Below are 16,657 nucleotides of genomic sequence, written 5' to 3' on the forward strand. Positions count from 1 at the left end.
TATCGGGAACCGGGTCGCCGCCGAGATCAGTGGGCAGCCTCGTTCCAGTCCTGGCCCCGACCGACCTGCACATCGAGCGGAACAGTCAGCGCTGCAGCGTCACCCATACGGGCGCGGACGATGCGCTCTGCGGCATCCCACTCCCCCGGGGCGACTTCGAGCACGAGTTCGTCGTGGATCTGCAGCAGTACCCGCGACCCGAGCCCCTCTGTGCGGAGATCGTCGTGGATGTGGAACAGCGCGATCTTCATGATGTCGGCTGCGCTCCCCTGGATCGGTGCGTTGAGGGCAGCACGTTCGGCGTTCTCGCGGAGCACGCGGTTCGGGCTCGCGAGGTCGGGGAACGGCCGACGCCGTCCGAAGATCGTCTCGGTGTAGCCGACCTCCTTGGCCTTGAGCACAGAAGCCCGCAGGTAGTCGCGGACGGCGCCGAAACGGGCGAAGTACTCCACCATCAACTGCTTCGCCTCGGACTGCTCGATGCGCAGCTGCTTCGAGAGACCGAACGCCGAGAGGCCGTAGACGAGCCCGTAGGACATGGCCTTCACCTTCGTGCGCATGGCAGAGGTGACATCGCTCGGCTCGACCCCGAAGACCCGGGCGCCGACGAAGCGGTGCAGGTCCTCGCCGCTGTTGAAGGCCTCGATGAGCCCCTCGTCTCCCGACAGGTGCGCCATGATGCGCATCTCGATCTGCGAGTAGTCGGCGGTGAGCAGCGACTCGTATCCCTCTCCGACCTGGAAGGCGCTGCGGATGCGTCGAGACTCCTCGGTGCGCACGGGGATGTTCTGCAGATTCGGGTCTGTGCTCGACAGACGGCCCGTCTGGCTCCCCGTCTGCACGTACGTGGTGTGGATCCGGTGATCGTCGCCGATCGCCGTGTCGAGGGACTCGATGATCTGGCGGAGTTTGGTCGCCTCGCGGTGCTGCAGCAGCAGTCCCAGGAACGGATGCGGGTTCGACTCCTGGAGATCGGCGAGCACCGCGGCATCCGTCGAGTATCCGGTCTTGGTCTTGCGCGTCTTGGGCAGCTGCAGATCGTCGAACAGCACCTCCTGGAGCTGCTTCGGCGAACCGAGGTTGAACTCGCGTCCGACGAGAGCGAACGCCTCCTGCGCGATGCCCTCGGCCCGGATTCCCAGTTCGCCCGAGAACGTGGACAGGACGTCGTGAGAGACGGCGACGCCGGCGACCTCCATGTCGGCGAGCGTGAGCAGGGTCGGCAGCTCGATGTCCGTGAGGACGGCCGCGACCGAGTCCGGGATGTCCTCCCGCAGTGCCGCCGCGACGCGGAGGGCGAACCATGCCTCCTGCGAGGGCGTCGCGCCCTCGGTCTCGGGGACGAGCTGCGAGGGATCCGCCTCGGGCAGCTTCTCTCCCAGGTACCGCTCCACGAGGTCGCTGAGGGACTTGTCGGGGAAGCTCGGCCGCAGGAGCCATCCTGCGAGGCTGGTGTCGTACACGAGCCCGCCGAGGCGGACGTCGCGACGGAGAAGAGCCTTCACCTGCGGCTTCGCGTCGTGGATGATCTTCGGAGCGTCGGACTCGAGCCAGCCGCGAAGAGCCTCCTCGGCTTCGGCGCTCCAGTCGAGCTCCCGGAGCTCGGTCTCCGTCGCGGCACCCAGGCGTGACGGAGCGCCCGACTGCGTGGTGAGGGTGAGCGCGATGTCGCCCTGCACGCCCGTCGCCCATGCGACGAAGGCCGCCGGATCGACCTCGACCGGTTCGGGGAGCACGACGACGGATGCCGGGTCGTCTGCCACCTCTCCTGCGCCGACGGCCTCGAACACGCGCGGAAGGAGCGTGCGGAACTCGAGTCGGGCGAAGATGTCGCGCACGGCCTGCGCATCGATCGGCGTGACCGCCAGGTCGTCAGGTGCCACGGGCAGCTCGACGTCGGTGAGCAGCCTGTTCAGCTTGCGGTTGCGTCGAACATCCTCGATGTGATCTCGCAGGTTGCCGCCGACGACGCCCTTGATCTCCCCGGAGCGCTCGAGGAGATCGTCCAGAGACCCGAACTGCGTGAGCCATTTCACGGCGGTCTTCTCACCCACCTTCGGCACTCCCGGCAGATTGTCGCTCGTCTCGCCGACCAGCGCCGCGATGTCGGGGTACTGCTCGGGGCGGACGCCGTAGCGCTCCTGCACCGTCGTCGGGTCGTAACGCTTGAGCTGGGAGACGCCCTGCACCGACGGATACAGGAGGGTGACGTCATCGGTGACGAGCTGGATCGTGTCGCGATCTCCGGAGACGACCAGCACGTCGTAGCCCTGGGCGGCGCCCTGCGATGCGAGGGTGGCCAGGATGTCGTCGGCCTCGATGCCCTCTTTGGTCAGCACTGGGATCGACATCGCGGCGAGGCAGTCCTGCAGCAGCGGGATCTGGCCTCGGAACTCCTGAGGCGTCTCGGACCGCGTGGCCTTGTACTCGGGGTACTCGTCGGTGCGGAACGAGTGCCGCGACGTGTCGAACGCGATGGCCATGTGGGTGGGCTGCTCGGCCTTGATGAGGTTGACCAGCATCGACAGGAAGCCGTAGATGGCATTCGTGTGCTGGTTGTCCTTGGTCGTGAAGTTCTCGACCGGAAGGGCGAAGAAGGCACGATAGGCGAGCGAATGGCCGTCGACGACCATGAGGGTAGGCTTTGCGGAGTCCGTCACCCTGTCAGCCTAACGAGGACGACAGACACCCGCTGAGGAGGATTCATGAGCGACGTCACGACGAGCGAAGGACTCGAGTGGGCGACCGCCCGCGGCATGGGCGCATTGGCCGAGAAGATGGGCATCGAGTTCACCGAGTTCTCCGTCGAGCGCTCCGTCGGCACGATGCCTGTCGAGGGCAACACCCAGCCGGTTGGGCTCGTCCACGGAGGTGCGTACGTGGTCCTCGGCGAGTCGCTCGGATCGATGGCGGCGAACCTCCATGCCGGACCGGGACGACTCGCCGTCGGCGTCGATATCAACGCGACGCACACCCGCTCCGCGACCTCGGGCACGGTGACCGGCGTATGCACGCCGATCCACCTCGGCCGTAGCATCACCGTGCACGAGATCGTCATCTCCGATGATCAGGGTCGTCGGTGCTCCACGATTCGCATCACGAACATGATCAAGGATCTCCCCGCCTGATCAGGGACGGCTCTTCAAGAGACTGAGCACCTCGGTCATCTGAGACGACAGCCCGTCGAGGCGACCATCGATCCCGTCCAGGCGACCGTCGATCCCGTCCAGACGACCGTCGAGCCCGTCCAGACGACCATCGATCCCGTCCAAGCGGACGCCGATGCTGCCCAGCTGCAGATCATGCCCGGCGAGCCGTGCATTCATCTCCTCGAGCAGTTCGTAGATCGCGGAGATGTCGTTGGTGTTCTGCTCCATCCGGAGGTCTGCCTGCGTGGGTGTCATCGCCATGCGTCGAAGATACGCCGCCCGCGCAGGCCACCGCGCCCGGTGACCGGCACCAGTGGAGGGATCCCCCACAATGACGTGTTGGGGAGGGAGAGTCAGGCTTCGCCGAGGACTCGCTGGAACAGCAGATGATCCTGCCACTCCCCCGCGATGCGGAGGTATCGAGGGGCCATCCCGATCTGAGCGAACCCGTTCCCGAGCAGCACGCGCTGCGAGCCGGTGTTGTGCACCAGTGTGGCGGCCTGCACGCGGTGCAGATGGAGTTCTTCGGCCGCGTACGCCATGACCTGCGCGACCGCTTTCGATGCGAGTCCTCGTCGCAGCCGGGTCGCGTCGATCCAATAGCCGAGATCGGCGCTCCAGAATGCTCCCCGGACGATGTTGTTGAGATTCATGCGTCCGCGGATCTCGCCGTCGCCGGACACGATCACGAAACGCGCACTCCGTCCGGCAGCGGCCTCCTCGACGCTCAGCCGGGAGTGGTTCTCCTGCCAGGCCTCCGTGAAGAACTCCGCAGGCCGCAACGGATCCCACGGAGCCAGATGGCTCCGATTGGAGGTGTAGGCGCGAGCCAGCGCGGCGCCATCACCGATCCGCACCGCCCGCAGAGTGTGCTCCGCGTCAAGCGGACGCACTGCTACTTCTTCGGCGCGAGCTGCTCGATGATGGCCTTGGCGACATCCTGCATGGTCAGACGACGGTCCATGGACGCCTTCTGGATCCAGCGGAACGCCTCCGGCTCGGACAGCCCCATCTTCTCGTTGAGGAGTCCCTTGGCACGGTCGACGAGCTTGCGGGTCTCGAAGCGCTCGACCATGTCGGCGACCTCGGCCTCGAGCGTGATGATCTGCTCGTGACGAGCCAGAGCGATCTCGATCGCGGGAAGCAGGTCGTTCGGCGTGAACGGCTTCACGACATAGGCCAGGGCGCCGGCCTCGCTCGCGCGCTCGACGAGCTCCTTCTGGCTGAATGCGGTCAGCAGCACGACGGGGGCGATGTTGCCCTTGTGCAGCTTCTCGGCGGCGCTGATGCCGTCGAGCTGCGGCATCTTGACGTCCATGATGACGAGGTCGGGGCGAAGCTCCGTGGCGAGTGCGACGGCCGTCTCGCCGTCGCCCGCCTCTCCGACGACGTCGAAGCCGTTGTCGCGGAGGATCTCGACGATGTCGAGGCGGATCAGCGATTCGTCCTCGGCGACGACGACGCGTCGGGGTGCGGATGCCGTGGGCTGCTCAGCCTGCTCTTGCTCAGTCACAGGTCTATCCTATCGAACCAGGCTCCGGCGCTGGCCGCGGGGCGATGCCGTGCCGCGATCCGCCGTGTCGAGCGCTTGTCGCGAGCGACGTTCGGACCGCTCGCGATTCTGGGTGCCGGCGGTGGGACTCGAACCCACACGCCCTTTCGGACAAAGCATTTTGAGTGCTCCGCGTCTGCCATTCCGCCACGCCGGCCCACCGTAGACCCTATCGCACGCCCGATAGACGACTGCGCGCCGCACCCCGATGAGGGGGTGCGGCGCGCAGTGTACGAAAACGTCAGACGCCGGCCTTGTAAATCGGCGCCGCACCGCGGATCGCGTCGCCGACCTTGTGGACGCGGAGGTCGTTCGTCGACCCGATGATCCCGGGAGGGGAACCGGAGATCACGACGACCCTGTCCCCTTCCTCTGCGAGCTTGTTGCCGAGGAGGTACTCGTCGACCTGGTGGTACATGAGGTCGGTGTGCTGCACCATCTCGACGAGGGTCGAGTGGATGCCCCAGGTCAGCGCCATACGGCGGCGGATGCCGGGCTCTGGCGTGAACGCGAGCATCGGGATGCGCGAGCGCAGCCGCGACAGTCGGCGAGCGGAGTCACCGGACTGGGTGAAGACGCAGAGGAACTTCGCCTCGACGAACTCCGCGACCTCCAGAGCCGCGAGGGTGATCGCGCCACCCTGCGTGCGCGGCTTGGTCGTGAGCGGGGCGACGCGCTCCAGGCCGTGCTCCTCGGTCGACTCGACGATACGGGCCATGGTCTCCACGACCACGACCGGATACTCGCCGACGCTGGTCTCTCCGGAGAGCATGACCGCATCCGCGCCGTCCAGCACGGCGTTCGCGACATCGGACGTCTCTGCGCGCGTCGGAACCGGGCTGCTGATCATCGACTCCAGCATCTGCGTCGCGACGATGACGGGCTTCGCCATGCGGCGAGCGAGTTCGACGGCGCGCTTCTGAACGATCGGCACGGCCTCGAGCGGGAGCTCGACGCCGAGGTCGCCTCGGGCGACCATGATGCCGTCGAACGCGTCGACGATCTCCTCGAGAGCATCCACCGCCTGCGGCTTCTCGATCTTGGCGATGACGGGGACCTTCACGCCCTCTTCGGCCATGATCTCGTGGACCCGGTCGACGTCGGCGGCGTTGCGCACGAACGACAGCGCGATGAGGTCGGCGCCTGTGCGCAGACCCCAACGCAGGTCGTCCTCGTCCTTCTCGCTCAGCGCGGGGACGTTCACGGCGACACCGGGCAGGTTGATGCCCTTGTTGTTCGACACCGCCCCCGCGACGATCACGCGAGTGGTGACCGTGACGCCGTCGGTGTCGACGACCTCGACGCGCACCTTGCCGTCGTCGATCAGCAGGAAGTCCCCCGCCTTGACGTCCTGGGGCAGACCCTTGAAGGTCGTACCGCAGATCTCCCTGTTGCCGATGATGTCCTCGGTCGTGATCTTGAAGATGTCCCCGACCGCGAGCTCGTAGGGTCCGGCCTCGAACTTGCCGAGGCGGATCTTCGGCCCCTGCAGGTCGACGAGGACCGCGACCGCCTTGCCTGCGTCATCCGCAGCGCGGCGGACGTTGGCGTAGTTCGCCTCGTGCACGGAGTAGTCGCCGTGGCTGAGGTTCAGTCGGGCGACGTCCACACCAGCCTCGATGATCGCTCGCACGGTGTCATACGTAGAGGTGGCTGGGCCCAGGGTGGCGACGATTTTCGCGCGTCTCAACAGATTCTCCAGGGTAGAGGGGGGGATTAGAAATCAGGCGACGGTGCCGCGCTCAGCCTACGCGGGCTGGAGTCCGATCGCGACATCCGTGGGCCGCACCGGCTCAGGGAGGACCGTCTCGCCCATGAGGAAGCGATCGACGTTGGCGGCCGCCGCGCGGCCCTCGGCGATCGCCCACACGATGAGCGACTGTCCGCGGCCTGCGTCCCCGGCGACGAACACGCCGGACACAGTGGATTCGTAGGATGCGTCGCGCTGGAAGTTGCCGCGGTCGGTCACCTGCGGACGCGTGTCCTCGGTGAACCCGTCCTGCTCGGGACCGGTGAATCCCATGGCGATCAGGACGAGATCGGCCGGGATCTCCCGCTCGGTACCGCTCTTGGGCACGCGACGTCCGTCGACGTACTCGGTCTCGGCAACGCGCAGCGCGCGGACCTCACCGACCTCGTTGGAGAGGAACTCGACGGTGGAGGCGAGGAACACCCTCTCACCGCCCTCCTCGTGCGCGGAGGACACCTCGAAGACGGTCGGCATCATCGGCCAGGGCTGGTGGCCCGGACGCTCCGCACCCGGCTGCTGGCCGATCGCCAGGTTCGTGACGCTGAGCGCGCCCTGGCGGTGGGCGGTTCCGATGCAGTCGGCACCGGTGTCACCGCCGCCGATGACGATGACGTGCTTGCCTTCGGCGGTGATCTGGTCCGTGACCTTGTCGCCGGCGACCGCGTGGTTCGACTCCACGAGGTACTCCATCGCGAAGTGGACGCCGTCGAGGTCTCGACCGGGGATCGCGAGATCGCGAGGAACGGTGGAACCGGTCGCGATGACGACCGCGTCGTAGCGCGCACGGAGGTCCGCCCAGGTGATGTCCTTGCCGATCTCGACTCCGGCGCGGAACCGGGTGCCCTCCTCCTGCATCTGGCGGAGGCGGGACTCGAGCTGCGACTTCTCCATCTTGAAGTCCGGGATCCCGTAACGGAGCAGGCCGCCGATGCGGTCGTCGCGTTCGAACACGGCCACGGTGTGGCCGGCGCGGGTGAGCTGCTGCGCGGCCGCGAGCCCGGCGGGGCCCGACCCGACGACGGCGACCGTTTTGCCCGTGAGACGCGCCGGCGGCTGCGCCTCGACCCAGCCCTTGCTGAAGGCCTCGTCGATGATCGAGACCTCGATCTGCTTGATCGTGACGGCGGGCTGATTGATCCCCAGCACGCAGGCGCTCTCGCAGGGAGCGGGGCACAGACGTCCCGTGAACTCGGGGAAGTTGTTCGTCGCGTGCAGTCGGTCGATCGCCGCGCGGCCCTCGCCGCGCCACGTGAGATCGTTCCACTCCGGGATCAGGTTGCCCAGGGGGCATCCCTGGTGGCAGAACGGCACGCCGCAGTCCATGCAGCGGCTCGCCTGGCGGCGGAGCACGGCCTGGTCGCCGGGCTCGTACACCTCTTTCCAGTCCATGATCCGGACCGGCACGGGGCGCCGGGCGGGGAGCTCGCGCTCCGTGACCTTCAGAAAACCTTTGGGATCAGCCACCGGTCACCTCCAGGATGCGGTTCCAGACGACGTCGCCGTCGGGGTCGATCCCCTCGGCCACTGCTTCCTCTCTCATGCTCCGCACGGCGGCGAAGTCACGCGGGAGGACCTTCACGAACTCTGCGGCGGTCTCTTCGAACCGCGACAGGATCTCCGATCCGAGCGGGGACGCGGTGCGCTCCACGTGCTCGGAGATCAGGCCTCTCAGCACTTCGAGATCTGCGCGGTCCAAGGGCATCAGCAGGAGTTCGCCGCTGCCGAGGGACTGCGCGTTGACCTTCGCGGTGTCGAGGGAGCGGACGTACGCCACTCCCCCGGACATTCCGGCGCCGAAGTTGCGTCCGGTCGAGCCGAGGATCACCGCGACGCCTCCGGTCATGTACTCGAGCGCGTGGTCGCCCACGCCCTCGACCACGGCGGTGGCGCCAGAGTTGCGCACGAGGAACCTCTCTCCGACCACGCCGGAGAGGAACATCGAGCCGGAGGTCGCGCCGTAGCCGATCACGTTGCCCGCGATCACGTTGCGATGCGGTTCGATCGAGGAGCCGCGAGGCGGCCTGATCGTGATGTCGCCACCGGACAGGCCCTTGCCGACGTAGTCGTTGGCGTCGCCTTCGAGCCGCAGCACGATGCCCGATGGCATGAACGCGCCGAGAGACTGCCCGGCCGTGCCGTGCAGCGTCACGTCGATCGTCTCGCGCGGGAGCCCGGCGGCGCCGTATCGGGCGGTGACCTGATGGCCCAGCATCGTGCCGACCGCTCGTTCGGTGTTCGCGATCGGGAGCTCGATGACGACGTGCTCGCCGTTCAGGAGCGCGCCCTTCGCGATGTCGATCAGCTGCACGTCGAAGTGCTTCTCGAGCTCGTGATCCTGCTCGCGGCCACTGCGACGGGGCTCTCCCGCCGGGAAGGCGGGGCCGTCGAGGATCGGGCTGAGGTCGAGGCCCTCCGCCTTCCAGTGGTCGACGGCCGCGTTCACCTCGATGAGCTCGGCACGGCCGACGATCTCGTCGAGCGAGCGGAAGCCCAGCTCGGCGAGCAGCTCGCGGACCTCCTCCGCGATGAACTCCATGAAGTTCACCACGAACTCGGGCTTGCCGCTGAAGCGCTCGCGCAGCAGCGGATTCTGCGTCGCGACGCCCACCGGGCAGGTGTCGAGGTGGCACACGCGCATCATGATGCAGCCGCTGACGACCAGCGGCGCCGTGGCGAAGCCGAACTCCTCGGCGCCGAGGAGGGCGCCGATGATCACGTCGCGACCGGTCTTGAGCTGGCCGTCGACCTGCACGACGACGCGGTCGCGCATGCCGTTGAGCATGAGCGTCTGCTGGGTCTCGGCGAGGCCGAGCTCCCACGGCGTCCCGGCGTGCTTGAGGGAGTTCAGCGGGCTCGCGCCCGTGCCGCCGTCGTGACCGGACACGAGGACCACGTCGCTGAGCGCCTTGGCGACGCCCGCCGCGACGGCGCCGATGCCCGACTGGCTCACCAGCTTGGTGTGGATCCGCGCCTCGGGGTTCGCGCGCTTCAGATCGAAGATGAGCTGCTTGAGGTCTTCGATCGAGTAGATGTCGTGGTGCGGCGGCGGCGAGATGAGGCCCACCCCCGGTGTGCCGCCGCGTGTGCGGGCGACCCACGGGTACACCTTCTGCGGGGGCAGCTGACCGCCCTCGCCCGGCTTGGCGCCCTGGGCGAGCTTGATCTGGATGTCGTCCGCCTCGGTGAGGTACAGGCTCGTGACGCCGAAGCGACCCGACGCGACCTGCTTGATCGCGCTGCGGCGCTCGGGGTCGAGAAGGCGGTCGGCGTCCTCTCCGCCCTCGCCGGTGTTCGACTTGCCGCCGATCCGGTTCATGGCGATCGCGAGGGTCTCGTGCGCCTCCTTGGAGATCGAGCCGTAGCTCATCGCACCCGTCGAGAAGCGCTTGACGATCTCCGAGACCGGCTCCACCTCGTCCAGCGGGACGGGCTTGCGGGTGCCGGTGCGCAGACGGAACAGGCCACGCAGGGTCTTGAGCTCCGCAGCCTGGTCGTCGACGAGCCGCGTGTACTCGCGGAAGATGTCGTAGCGGCGCTCGCGGGTCGAGTGCTGCAGCTTGAAGACCGTCTCCGGGCTGAACAGGTGCGGGGAGCCGTCGCGGCGCCACTGGTACTCTCCACCGGTCCACAGGCGCTCGTGCGCCCTGGCCGCTGCATCCTCGGGGTAGGCGTAGTCGTGCCTCGCCTGGTTCTCCGCGAAGATGTCCTCGATGCCGATGCCGCCGAGCTTGGACTCGGTGCGCGTGAAGTACGCGTCGATGAGCTCCTGGCTGAGGCCCACGGCCTCGAACACCTGCGCTCCCGCGTAGGACGACACCGTCGAGATGCCCATCTTGGACATGATCTTCAGCACGCCCTTGCCCAGGGCGTAGATCAGGTTGCGGACGGCCTTCTCCGGCGAGATGCCGGTGATGTAGCCGGTGCGCACGAGATGCTCGACGGTCTCCATCGCGAGATACGGGTTGATCGCGGATGCTCCGTAGCCGATGAGCGTCGCGACGTGGTGCACCTCCCGCACGTCTCCGGCCTCGACGATCAGACCGACCTTCATCCGGTTCTCACGGCGGATCAGGTGGTGATGCACCGCGGAGAGCATGAGCAGCGACGGGATCGGCGTGAGGTCCTTGTTGGAGTCGCGGTCGGAGAGGATGAGGAACTCCGCCCCCTGCTCGATGGCCTCGTCGGCTTCGGCGCACATCTCCGTCAGCCGATCTTCGAGCGACTGGGGTCCGGCGTCGAAGTGGTAGAGCCCCTTGATGGTCACGCTGGAGCGGCCGGGGAGGGCCTTGTCGATGTGGCGGATCTTCGCGAGCTCGTCGTTGTCGATCACCGGGAAGTCCAGCGACACCGTGCGGGTGTGCTCCGGCCCCCAGCTCAGGAGGTTCGCCTCAGGGCCGAGTCCGAGCTTGAGGCTGGTGACGACCTCTTCGCGGATCGAGTCCAGCGGCGGGTTCGTCACCTGGGCGAACTGCTGCGTGAAGTAGTCGAAGAGCAGGCGCGGGCGCTTGCTGAGCACCGCGATCGGCGTGTCCGAACCCATGGCGCCGAGCGGTTCCACACCGGTCTGCCCCATCGGGGTCAGCAGGATGCGCACTTCCTCCTCGGTGTACCCGAAGGTCCGCTGACGGCGGGTGATCGACGCGGGCGGATGCACGATGTGCTCGCGCTCGGGGAGATCGGCGAGCCGGACCGCGCCGGCATCCAGCCACTCCTGCCACGGGTGCAGCGTCGCGAGATCGCGCTTGATCTCCTCGTCTTCGATGATCCGGCGCTGCGCCGTGTCGACCAGGAACATCTTTCCCGGCTGGAGACGGCCGCGGCGCTTGATGCGCTCGGGCTCGAACGTGAGCACGCCGGTCTCGGAGCCGATGACGATGAGCCCATCGGTGGTCTCCGTCCAGCGACCAGGACGCAGACCGTTGCGGTCGAGCGTGGCGCCGACGAGGGTGCCGTCGGTGAAGATGAGCGCGGCGGGGCCGTCCCACGGCTCCATCTGGTTCGAGTGGTACTCGTAGAAAGAACGCAGCTCCGGGGAGATGTCGGACTGCTTCTCGTACGCCTCCGGCACCATCATCATGATGGCGTGAGGCAGGCTGCGGCCGGTGAGGGTCAGCAGCTCGAGCACCTCGTCGAAGGAGGCCGAATCGCTGGCCCCGTCGGTGCAGATCGGCAGGAGAGGCTCGACGTCGCCGAGCAGCTCCGACTCCAGCTGAGACTGCCGGGCGCGCATCCAGTTGCGGTTGCCGCCGACCGTGTTGATCTCGCCGTTGTGGGCGAGCATCCGCAGCGGCTGCGCGAGCGGCCACGACGGGAAGGTGTTGGTCGAGTAGCGCGAGTGCACGACGGCGAGCTCGGACATGAACCGCTCGTCCTGCAGGTCGGGGTAGAACGGCTCGAGTTGCAGCGTCGTGACCATGCCCTTGTAGCCGAGCGTGCGGGCGGACAGCGAGACGAAGTAGGCGCCGAGCTCATGACCTGCGCGCTTGCGGAGACGATAGGCGATGCGGTCGAGGGCGATGCCGGTGAGCGGCGCCTGCGAGTGGGTCGCTCCCCCGGCGCTCACGAAGAGCTGCTCGAACGCGGGGCGAGCCTCATCGGCGAGCTTGCCCAGGTTCTCGTTGACCGTGGGCACCTCGCGCCATCCAAGGACGCGCAGGCCCTCGGCGCGGGCGATCTTCTCGATGCCGGCCTTCTGCTGGCGGCGTTCGCTGGAGTCACGCGGGAGGAACGCCAGACCCGCGGCGTACTCGCCGACCGGTGGCAGTTCGAAATCCGTGACCGCACGCAGGAACGCGTCGGGCATCTGCGTCAGGATGCCCGCACCGTCTCCGGTGCCGGCATCCGAGCCGATCGCACCGCGGTGCTCGAGGTTGCGCAGCGCTTCGAGCGCCAGCGCGATGATGTCGTGGCCCGCCTCGCCGCGCAGTGTCGCGACCATGGCAAGGCCGCAGGCGTCCTTCTCGAACGCCGGGTTGTACATGCCCTGCTTCGGGGGGTAAGCGCCGGAAGCGCCGTACGGAGGCTGAAAATACACCTGTACCGTCCTCAGATCTTCGAGTGACCCGGGGACGTCATTGGCCGGGCGAATGCAGTGTGGTCCTCACGGACCGGCGGCTATCGAGAGCCTTCCGCGTCCGTGGGAGCGGTGCTTGTGGCCCTGGCTCCTGCGGGGACTTCTTCGACCGGAGGCTCACTCAGGTCTACGAAATCGGAGGGATTGTTCTGCGAGTCTACAACAGCGTCGAGATCCTTCCGACCTCGACCCGGCTGGTAGGGCGAGGGCTCCAGGCCGAGGTGACGACGCTGGACGACGAGGATGGCGAGACCGACGACGATGCCGATGATCGCAGCCCACACGTTGCTGCGCAGGCCGAGGATGATCTCGCTCGGGTCGATGCGGATCGACTCCCAGACCACACGGCCGGCGCTGTACCAGATCAGGTAGATCGCGAACAGGCGGCCCCACTGGAGGGACGTGGCCTTGCGGCTCAGCCAGAGCAGCACGATGACGCCGAGGCCGTTCCAGATGACCTCGTAAAGGAACGTCGGGTGGAACAGAGTGCCCTCGGCGAGGCCGGGAGGGAATGCCGAGTTCGTGGACTCGATCTCGAGTCCCCAGGGGAGGTCGGTGGGCAGACCGAAAAGCTCGTGGTTGAACCAGTTGCCGAAGCGTCCCATCGCCTGCGCGAGCAGAAGGCCGGGCGCGAGGGCGTCGGCGAAGGTCCAGAAGCGGATGCCGGTCCACCTGCAGCCGAGGTAGGCGCCCACCGCGCCGCCGATGAGGGCGCCGAAGATCGCGATGCCGCCCTCCCAGATCGCCCACACCGAGCCGGGCTCGAAGGGGTTCCAGGTGTTCTTGCCCTCGCCGAAGTAGAAGTTCGGGTGCGTGAGCACGTGGAAGATGCGCGCGCCGATGATCGCGAGCGGCACGGCCAGGATCGAGATGTCGATCACGACCCACGGCTCCGCGCCGCGCCGCGTGAGGCGGTGGTTCGTCAGGAAGACCGCGGCGATGATGCCGGCGATGATGCAGAGGGCGTAGAAGTGGATCCGGATGGGTCCGAGGTCGAAGTAGGCGACCGGAGGACTCGGGATGCTGGCGAGCACGCCGGTGACGGTGCTGTGGAGCGCGAGGGACATGAGTGCGATTCTAGTTCTCGTGTACGGGGCGTGCCGACGACGTGCCGACGGCCAGGTTTCGGGTGACTTCGGCGAGGGCGGGGAGGCCGCCGTCGCGCAGGGCTCGGACGAGTGCGGTGCCGACGATCGCGCCGTCCGCGTACTCCGAGACGCCGGCGATCTGCTCGGCGGTGGAGATGCCGATGCCGACGCAGGTGCGGGTCGCGCCGTGGGCGCGCAGGCGTCCGACCAGGGTGCGGGCCGCGCGGTCGAGTTCGGCGCGCTCCCCCGTGATGCCCATGGTGGAGACGGTGTAGATGAAGCCGGTGGACGCCGAGACGATGAGGTCGAGGCGTGCGTCCGTCGACGTCGGCGCGGCGAGGAACACGCGGTCCAGGCCGGTGCGCTCGCTGGCCGCGATCCACTCCCCTGCGACATCCGGCGTGATGTCCGGGGTGATGAGCCCGGCGCCGCCGGCGGCGAGGAGGTCGTCCGCATAGCGGTCGACCCCGTACTGGAACACGGGGTTCCAGTACGTCATGACGAGGACGGGCACGTCCGTTGCCGCCGTGATCGCGCGGACCGCCGTGAACAGATCCTTCATGGTGAAGCCGTTGGCGAGCGCCGCCGTGGTCGCCTCCTGGATCACGGCGCCGTCCATCACCGGGTCACTGTACGGCGGACCCAGCTCGATGATGTCGACACCGTTCTCTGCGAGGGTGATGGCGGCCTGGATGCTGGTCTCGAGGTCGGGGAAGCCGACCGGGAGGTAGCCGACGAACACGCTGCGACCGGCGGCCTCGGCCTTCTGGATCGCCTCTTCGACGCGGCTCATCCGACTGCTCCCTCGTCGTACAGGTGGAAGTACCTGGCCGCTGTGTCCATGTCCTTGTCTCCGCGCCCGGAGAGGCACACCGCGAGGATCGCCTCGGGCCCGAGCTCGCGGCCGAGCCGCAGCGCGCCGGCGAGGGCGTGCGCCGATTCGATGGCGGGGATGATGCCCTCCGTACGGCTGAGAAGGCGCAGCGCCTGCATCGCCTCGTCGTCGGTGGCCGGGATGTACTCGGCGCGCCCGATGTCGGCGAGCCAGGAGTGCTCCGGTCCGACTCCGGGATAGTCGAGACCAGCGGAGATCGAGTGTGACTCGATCGTCTGCCCGTCCTCGTCCTGCAGGACGTAGGTCTTCGAGCCGTGCAGGATGCCGGGGCGTCCGCGCTCGATGGAGGCGGCGTGCCTGTCGGTGTCGACGCCGTCGCCGGCCGCCTCGACCCCGTAGAGCTTGACGTCCTCGTCGTCGAGGAACGCGTCGAACATGCCGATCGCGTTCGAGCCGCCGCCGACGCACGCGATGACGGCATCCGGGAGCCTGCCCGCCTCGTCGAGGAGCTGCTGGCGTGCCTCTTCGCCGATGATCTTCTGGAAGTCGCGCACCATCGCCGGGAACGGATGCGGGCCCGCCGCCGTGCCGAAGATGTAATTGGTCGTCTCGACCGAGGCGACCCAGTCGCGGTAGGCGTCGTTGATCGCGTCCTTGAGGGTGCGGGATCCCGAGGTGACCGCGACCACCTCTGCCCCGAGGAGGCGCATCCGGGCGACGTTCAGGGCCTGGCGCTCGGTGTCGACCTCGCCCATGTAGATCGTGCAGTCCAGGCCGAACAGCGCCGCAGCGGTGGCCGTGGCGACGCCGTGCTGTCCTGCCCCGGTCTCGGCGATCACGCGGGTCTTGCCCAGTCGCTTGGTCAGCAAGGCCTGCCCGAGGACGTTGTTGATCTTGTGCGACCCGGTGTGGTTGAGGTCCTCGCGCTTGAGGAAGATCCTCGCGCCGCCGGCGTGCTCGGCGAAGCGCTCCACCTCGGTGAGCGGAGACGGTCGGCCCGCGTAGGAGCTCAGGAGAGCGGCGAGCTCGGCGCGGAACGCCGGGTCGGCGATCGCGTCGGCGTAGGCCTCGGTGAGCTCGTCGATCGCGGCGATCAGCGACTCGGGCATGTAGCGCCCGCCGTAGTCGCCGAAGAGCGGTCCGTGCTGGTCACGGAGACTCATCACACCTCCAGGAAGGTCTTGAGCGTGGCGACCGGATCGCCCGTGACGAGCGCCTCTCCGATCAGGACGACGTCTGCACCGGCCGAACGGTAGTGCGTGACATCTGCGGGAGTGAGCACCGCGGACTCGGCGATCTTGACCGCGGAGTCCGGGATGCGATCGACCAGGCGGCCGAAGAGGTCGCGGTCGAGCTCGAGGGTCTTCAGATCGCGTGCATTGACCCCGATGAGCGGCGAGCCGAGATCGATCGCCGCCTCGAGCTCGTCTGCCGAATGGGTCTCGACGAGCGGGGTCATGCCCAGATCGGTGATGAAGCCGAACAGGTCGCGCAGCACCGCGGGCTCGAGGCCCGCGACGATGAGCAGGACGAGGTCGGCGCCGGCGGCGCGCGCCTCGAGCACCTGGTAGCGCGTCGCGATGAAGTCCTTGCGCAGCACGGGCAGGGACACCCGGGCCGTCACGGCCTCGAGGTCGGCCAGACTGCCGCCGAAGCGGCGCTCCTCGGTGAGGACGCTGATCGCGGATGCGCCGCCCGTCTCGTACAGCGACGCCTGATGAGCGGGATCGGGGATCTCCGCGAGCGCGCCGCGCGACGGGCTCGCGCGCTTGACCTCGGCGATGATCTTGACGCGCTCGGCGGGAGCGAGGAAGGCCAGTGCGTCCTTGGCAGCCGGGCGTGCGAGAGCAGCGCGCTCGACCTCGGAGAGAGGCCTCGTGAGGGCACGACGCTCTGCGTCTGCGACTGCGCCGGCCGTCAGGTCGGCGAGGACCACTAGTGGCCCTTCGGCTGGTACTTGGGGCCCTTCACGCCGTAGCCGGCCTTGGCCATGATCCAGCCCACGAGGGCGCCGATCGGGATGATCACGACGGAAGCCCACACGAGCGCCGGCTGCTCGAAGCAGAACGCGACGGTGGCCAGCGTGAAGCCCAGGAGCATGATGATCACGGCCGTCCAGGCCGCAGGCGAGTGTCCGTGGCCGGGGTCAGCGATCGGGTTGGTCATGGTCTCCTCCGGGGGACGACGTGCAGGATCGGTTTCAGTCTATC

General features: G+C 67.9%; 13 protein-coding genes and 1 tRNA gene. 1 reads left to right on the plus strand and 13 read right to left on the minus strand.

What is annotated here, in order from left to right; all coding sequences use genetic code 11:
- Positions 1 to 26: 26 nt before the first annotated feature.
- The gene (polA, locus tag ACFY5A_RS14490; protein ID WP_223586412.1) at positions 27 to 2,660 is read right to left on the minus strand and encodes a DNA polymerase I; all 2,634 of its coding nucleotides are present in this window, start codon (positions 2,658 to 2,660) and stop codon (positions 27 to 29) included.
- 45 nt (positions 2,661 to 2,705) lie between these two features.
- On the opposite strand from polA, the gene ACFY5A_RS14495 reads away from it, so the two are divergent.
- Entirely contained in the window at positions 2,706 to 3,128 is a 423-nt protein-coding gene (locus ACFY5A_RS14495) for a hotdog fold thioesterase (RefSeq protein ID WP_105677426.1), read from the plus strand.
- On the opposite strand, the gene ACFY5A_RS14500 is transcribed toward ACFY5A_RS14495, so the two are convergent.
- The 12 genes from ACFY5A_RS14500 to ACFY5A_RS14555 form a co-directional block, all read right to left on the minus strand.
- Entirely contained in the window at positions 3,129 to 3,377 is a 249-nt protein-coding gene (locus tag ACFY5A_RS14500) for a hypothetical protein (protein ID WP_387235036.1), read from the minus strand.
- A gap of 125 nt (positions 3,378 to 3,502) precedes the next feature.
- Positions 3,503 to 4,042 (minus strand): GNAT family N-acetyltransferase, encoded by a 540-nt coding sequence (locus ACFY5A_RS14505; protein WP_387235039.1) that lies wholly within the window; start codon positions 4,040 to 4,042, stop codon positions 3,503 to 3,505.
- A gap of 2 nt (positions 4,043 to 4,044) precedes the next feature.
- On the minus strand, positions 4,045 to 4,662 hold the full coding sequence (locus ACFY5A_RS14510; RefSeq protein WP_025103469.1) for an ANTAR domain-containing response regulator: 618 nt from the start codon (positions 4,660 to 4,662) through the stop codon (positions 4,045 to 4,047).
- A 113-nt stretch (positions 4,663 to 4,775) separates the two neighbouring features.
- A tRNA-Leu gene (locus ACFY5A_RS14515) sits at positions 4,776 to 4,858 on the minus strand.
- Between the two features lie 84 nt (positions 4,859 to 4,942).
- A complete protein-coding gene (gene pyk, locus ACFY5A_RS14520) occupies positions 4,943 to 6,391 on the minus strand; it encodes a pyruvate kinase (RefSeq protein WP_223586409.1) in 1,449 nt (482 codons plus the stop codon).
- A gap of 57 nt (positions 6,392 to 6,448) precedes the next feature.
- Positions 6,449 to 7,915, minus strand: coding sequence for a glutamate synthase subunit beta (locus ACFY5A_RS14525; protein WP_387235042.1), 1,467 nt, complete (start codon positions 7,913 to 7,915; stop codon positions 6,449 to 6,451).
- Positions 7,908 to 12,431, minus strand: a complete 4,524-nt coding sequence (gltB, locus tag ACFY5A_RS14530; RefSeq protein ID WP_387235044.1) for a glutamate synthase large subunit — start codon at positions 12,429 to 12,431, stop codon at positions 7,908 to 7,910. The genes ACFY5A_RS14525 and gltB overlap by 8 nt, the downstream gene beginning before the upstream one ends.
- Positions 12,432 to 12,565: 134 nt before the next feature.
- The gene (lgt, locus tag ACFY5A_RS14535; protein WP_341942150.1) at positions 12,566 to 13,591 is read right to left on the minus strand and encodes a prolipoprotein diacylglyceryl transferase; all 1,026 of its coding nucleotides are present in this window, start codon (positions 13,589 to 13,591) and stop codon (positions 12,566 to 12,568) included.
- A 10-nt stretch (positions 13,592 to 13,601) separates the two neighbouring features.
- Positions 13,602 to 14,405: a tryptophan synthase subunit alpha gene (trpA, locus tag ACFY5A_RS14540; protein WP_105676288.1), complete on the minus strand. Its 804-nt coding sequence runs from the start codon at positions 14,403 to 14,405 to the stop codon at positions 13,602 to 13,604.
- On the minus strand, positions 14,402 to 15,610 hold the full coding sequence (gene trpB / locus ACFY5A_RS14545; RefSeq protein ID WP_387235047.1) for a tryptophan synthase subunit beta: 1,209 nt from the start codon (positions 15,608 to 15,610) through the stop codon (positions 14,402 to 14,404). Before trpB ends, trpA begins: the two co-directional genes overlap by 4 nt.
- Positions 15,610 to 16,383: an indole-3-glycerol phosphate synthase TrpC gene (gene trpC, locus ACFY5A_RS14550; RefSeq protein WP_387235050.1), complete on the minus strand. Its 774-nt coding sequence runs from the start codon at positions 16,381 to 16,383 to the stop codon at positions 15,610 to 15,612. The genes trpB and trpC overlap by 1 nt, the downstream gene beginning before the upstream one ends.
- Positions 16,383 to 16,613, minus strand: coding sequence for an HGxxPAAW family protein (locus ACFY5A_RS14555; RefSeq protein WP_105676292.1), 231 nt, complete (start codon positions 16,611 to 16,613; stop codon positions 16,383 to 16,385). The genes trpC and ACFY5A_RS14555 overlap by 1 nt, the downstream gene beginning before the upstream one ends.
- Between the last annotated feature and the right edge of the window lie 44 nt (positions 16,614 to 16,657).

The sequence above is a fragment of the Microbacterium sp. NPDC012755 genome (assembly GCF_042901325.1).
Taxonomy (GTDB): Bacteria; Actinomycetota; Actinomycetes; order Actinomycetales; family Microbacteriaceae; genus Microbacterium; species Microbacterium natoriense.

Bases quoted from the DNA above. Each gene is read 5' to 3' on its own strand.
- ACFY5A_RS14495 (WP_105677426.1), top strand. From the start codon at position 2,706: ATGAGCGACGTCACGACGAGCGAAGGACTCGAGTGGGCGACCGCCCGC.
- ACFY5A_RS14500 (WP_387235036.1), bottom strand. From the start codon at position 3,377: ATGGAGCAGAACACCAACGACATCTCCGCGATCTACGAACTGCTCGAG.
- gltB (WP_387235044.1), bottom strand. From the start codon at position 12,431: ATGTACAACCCGGCGTTCGAGAAGGACGCCTGCGGCCTTGCCATGGTC.
- lgt (WP_341942150.1), bottom strand. From the start codon at position 13,591: ATGTCCCTCGCGCTCCACAGCACCGTCACCGGCGTGCTCGCCAGCATC.
- trpA (WP_105676288.1), bottom strand. From the start codon at position 14,405: ATGAGCCGCGTCGAAGAGGCGATCCAGAAGGCCGAGGCCGCCGGTCGC.
- trpB (WP_387235047.1), bottom strand. From the start codon at position 15,610: ATGAGTCTCCGTGACCAGCACGGACCGCTCTTCGGCGACTACGGCGGG.
- ACFY5A_RS14555 (WP_105676292.1), bottom strand. From the start codon at position 16,613: ATGACCAACCCGATCGCTGACCCCGGCCACGGACACTCGCCTGCGGCC.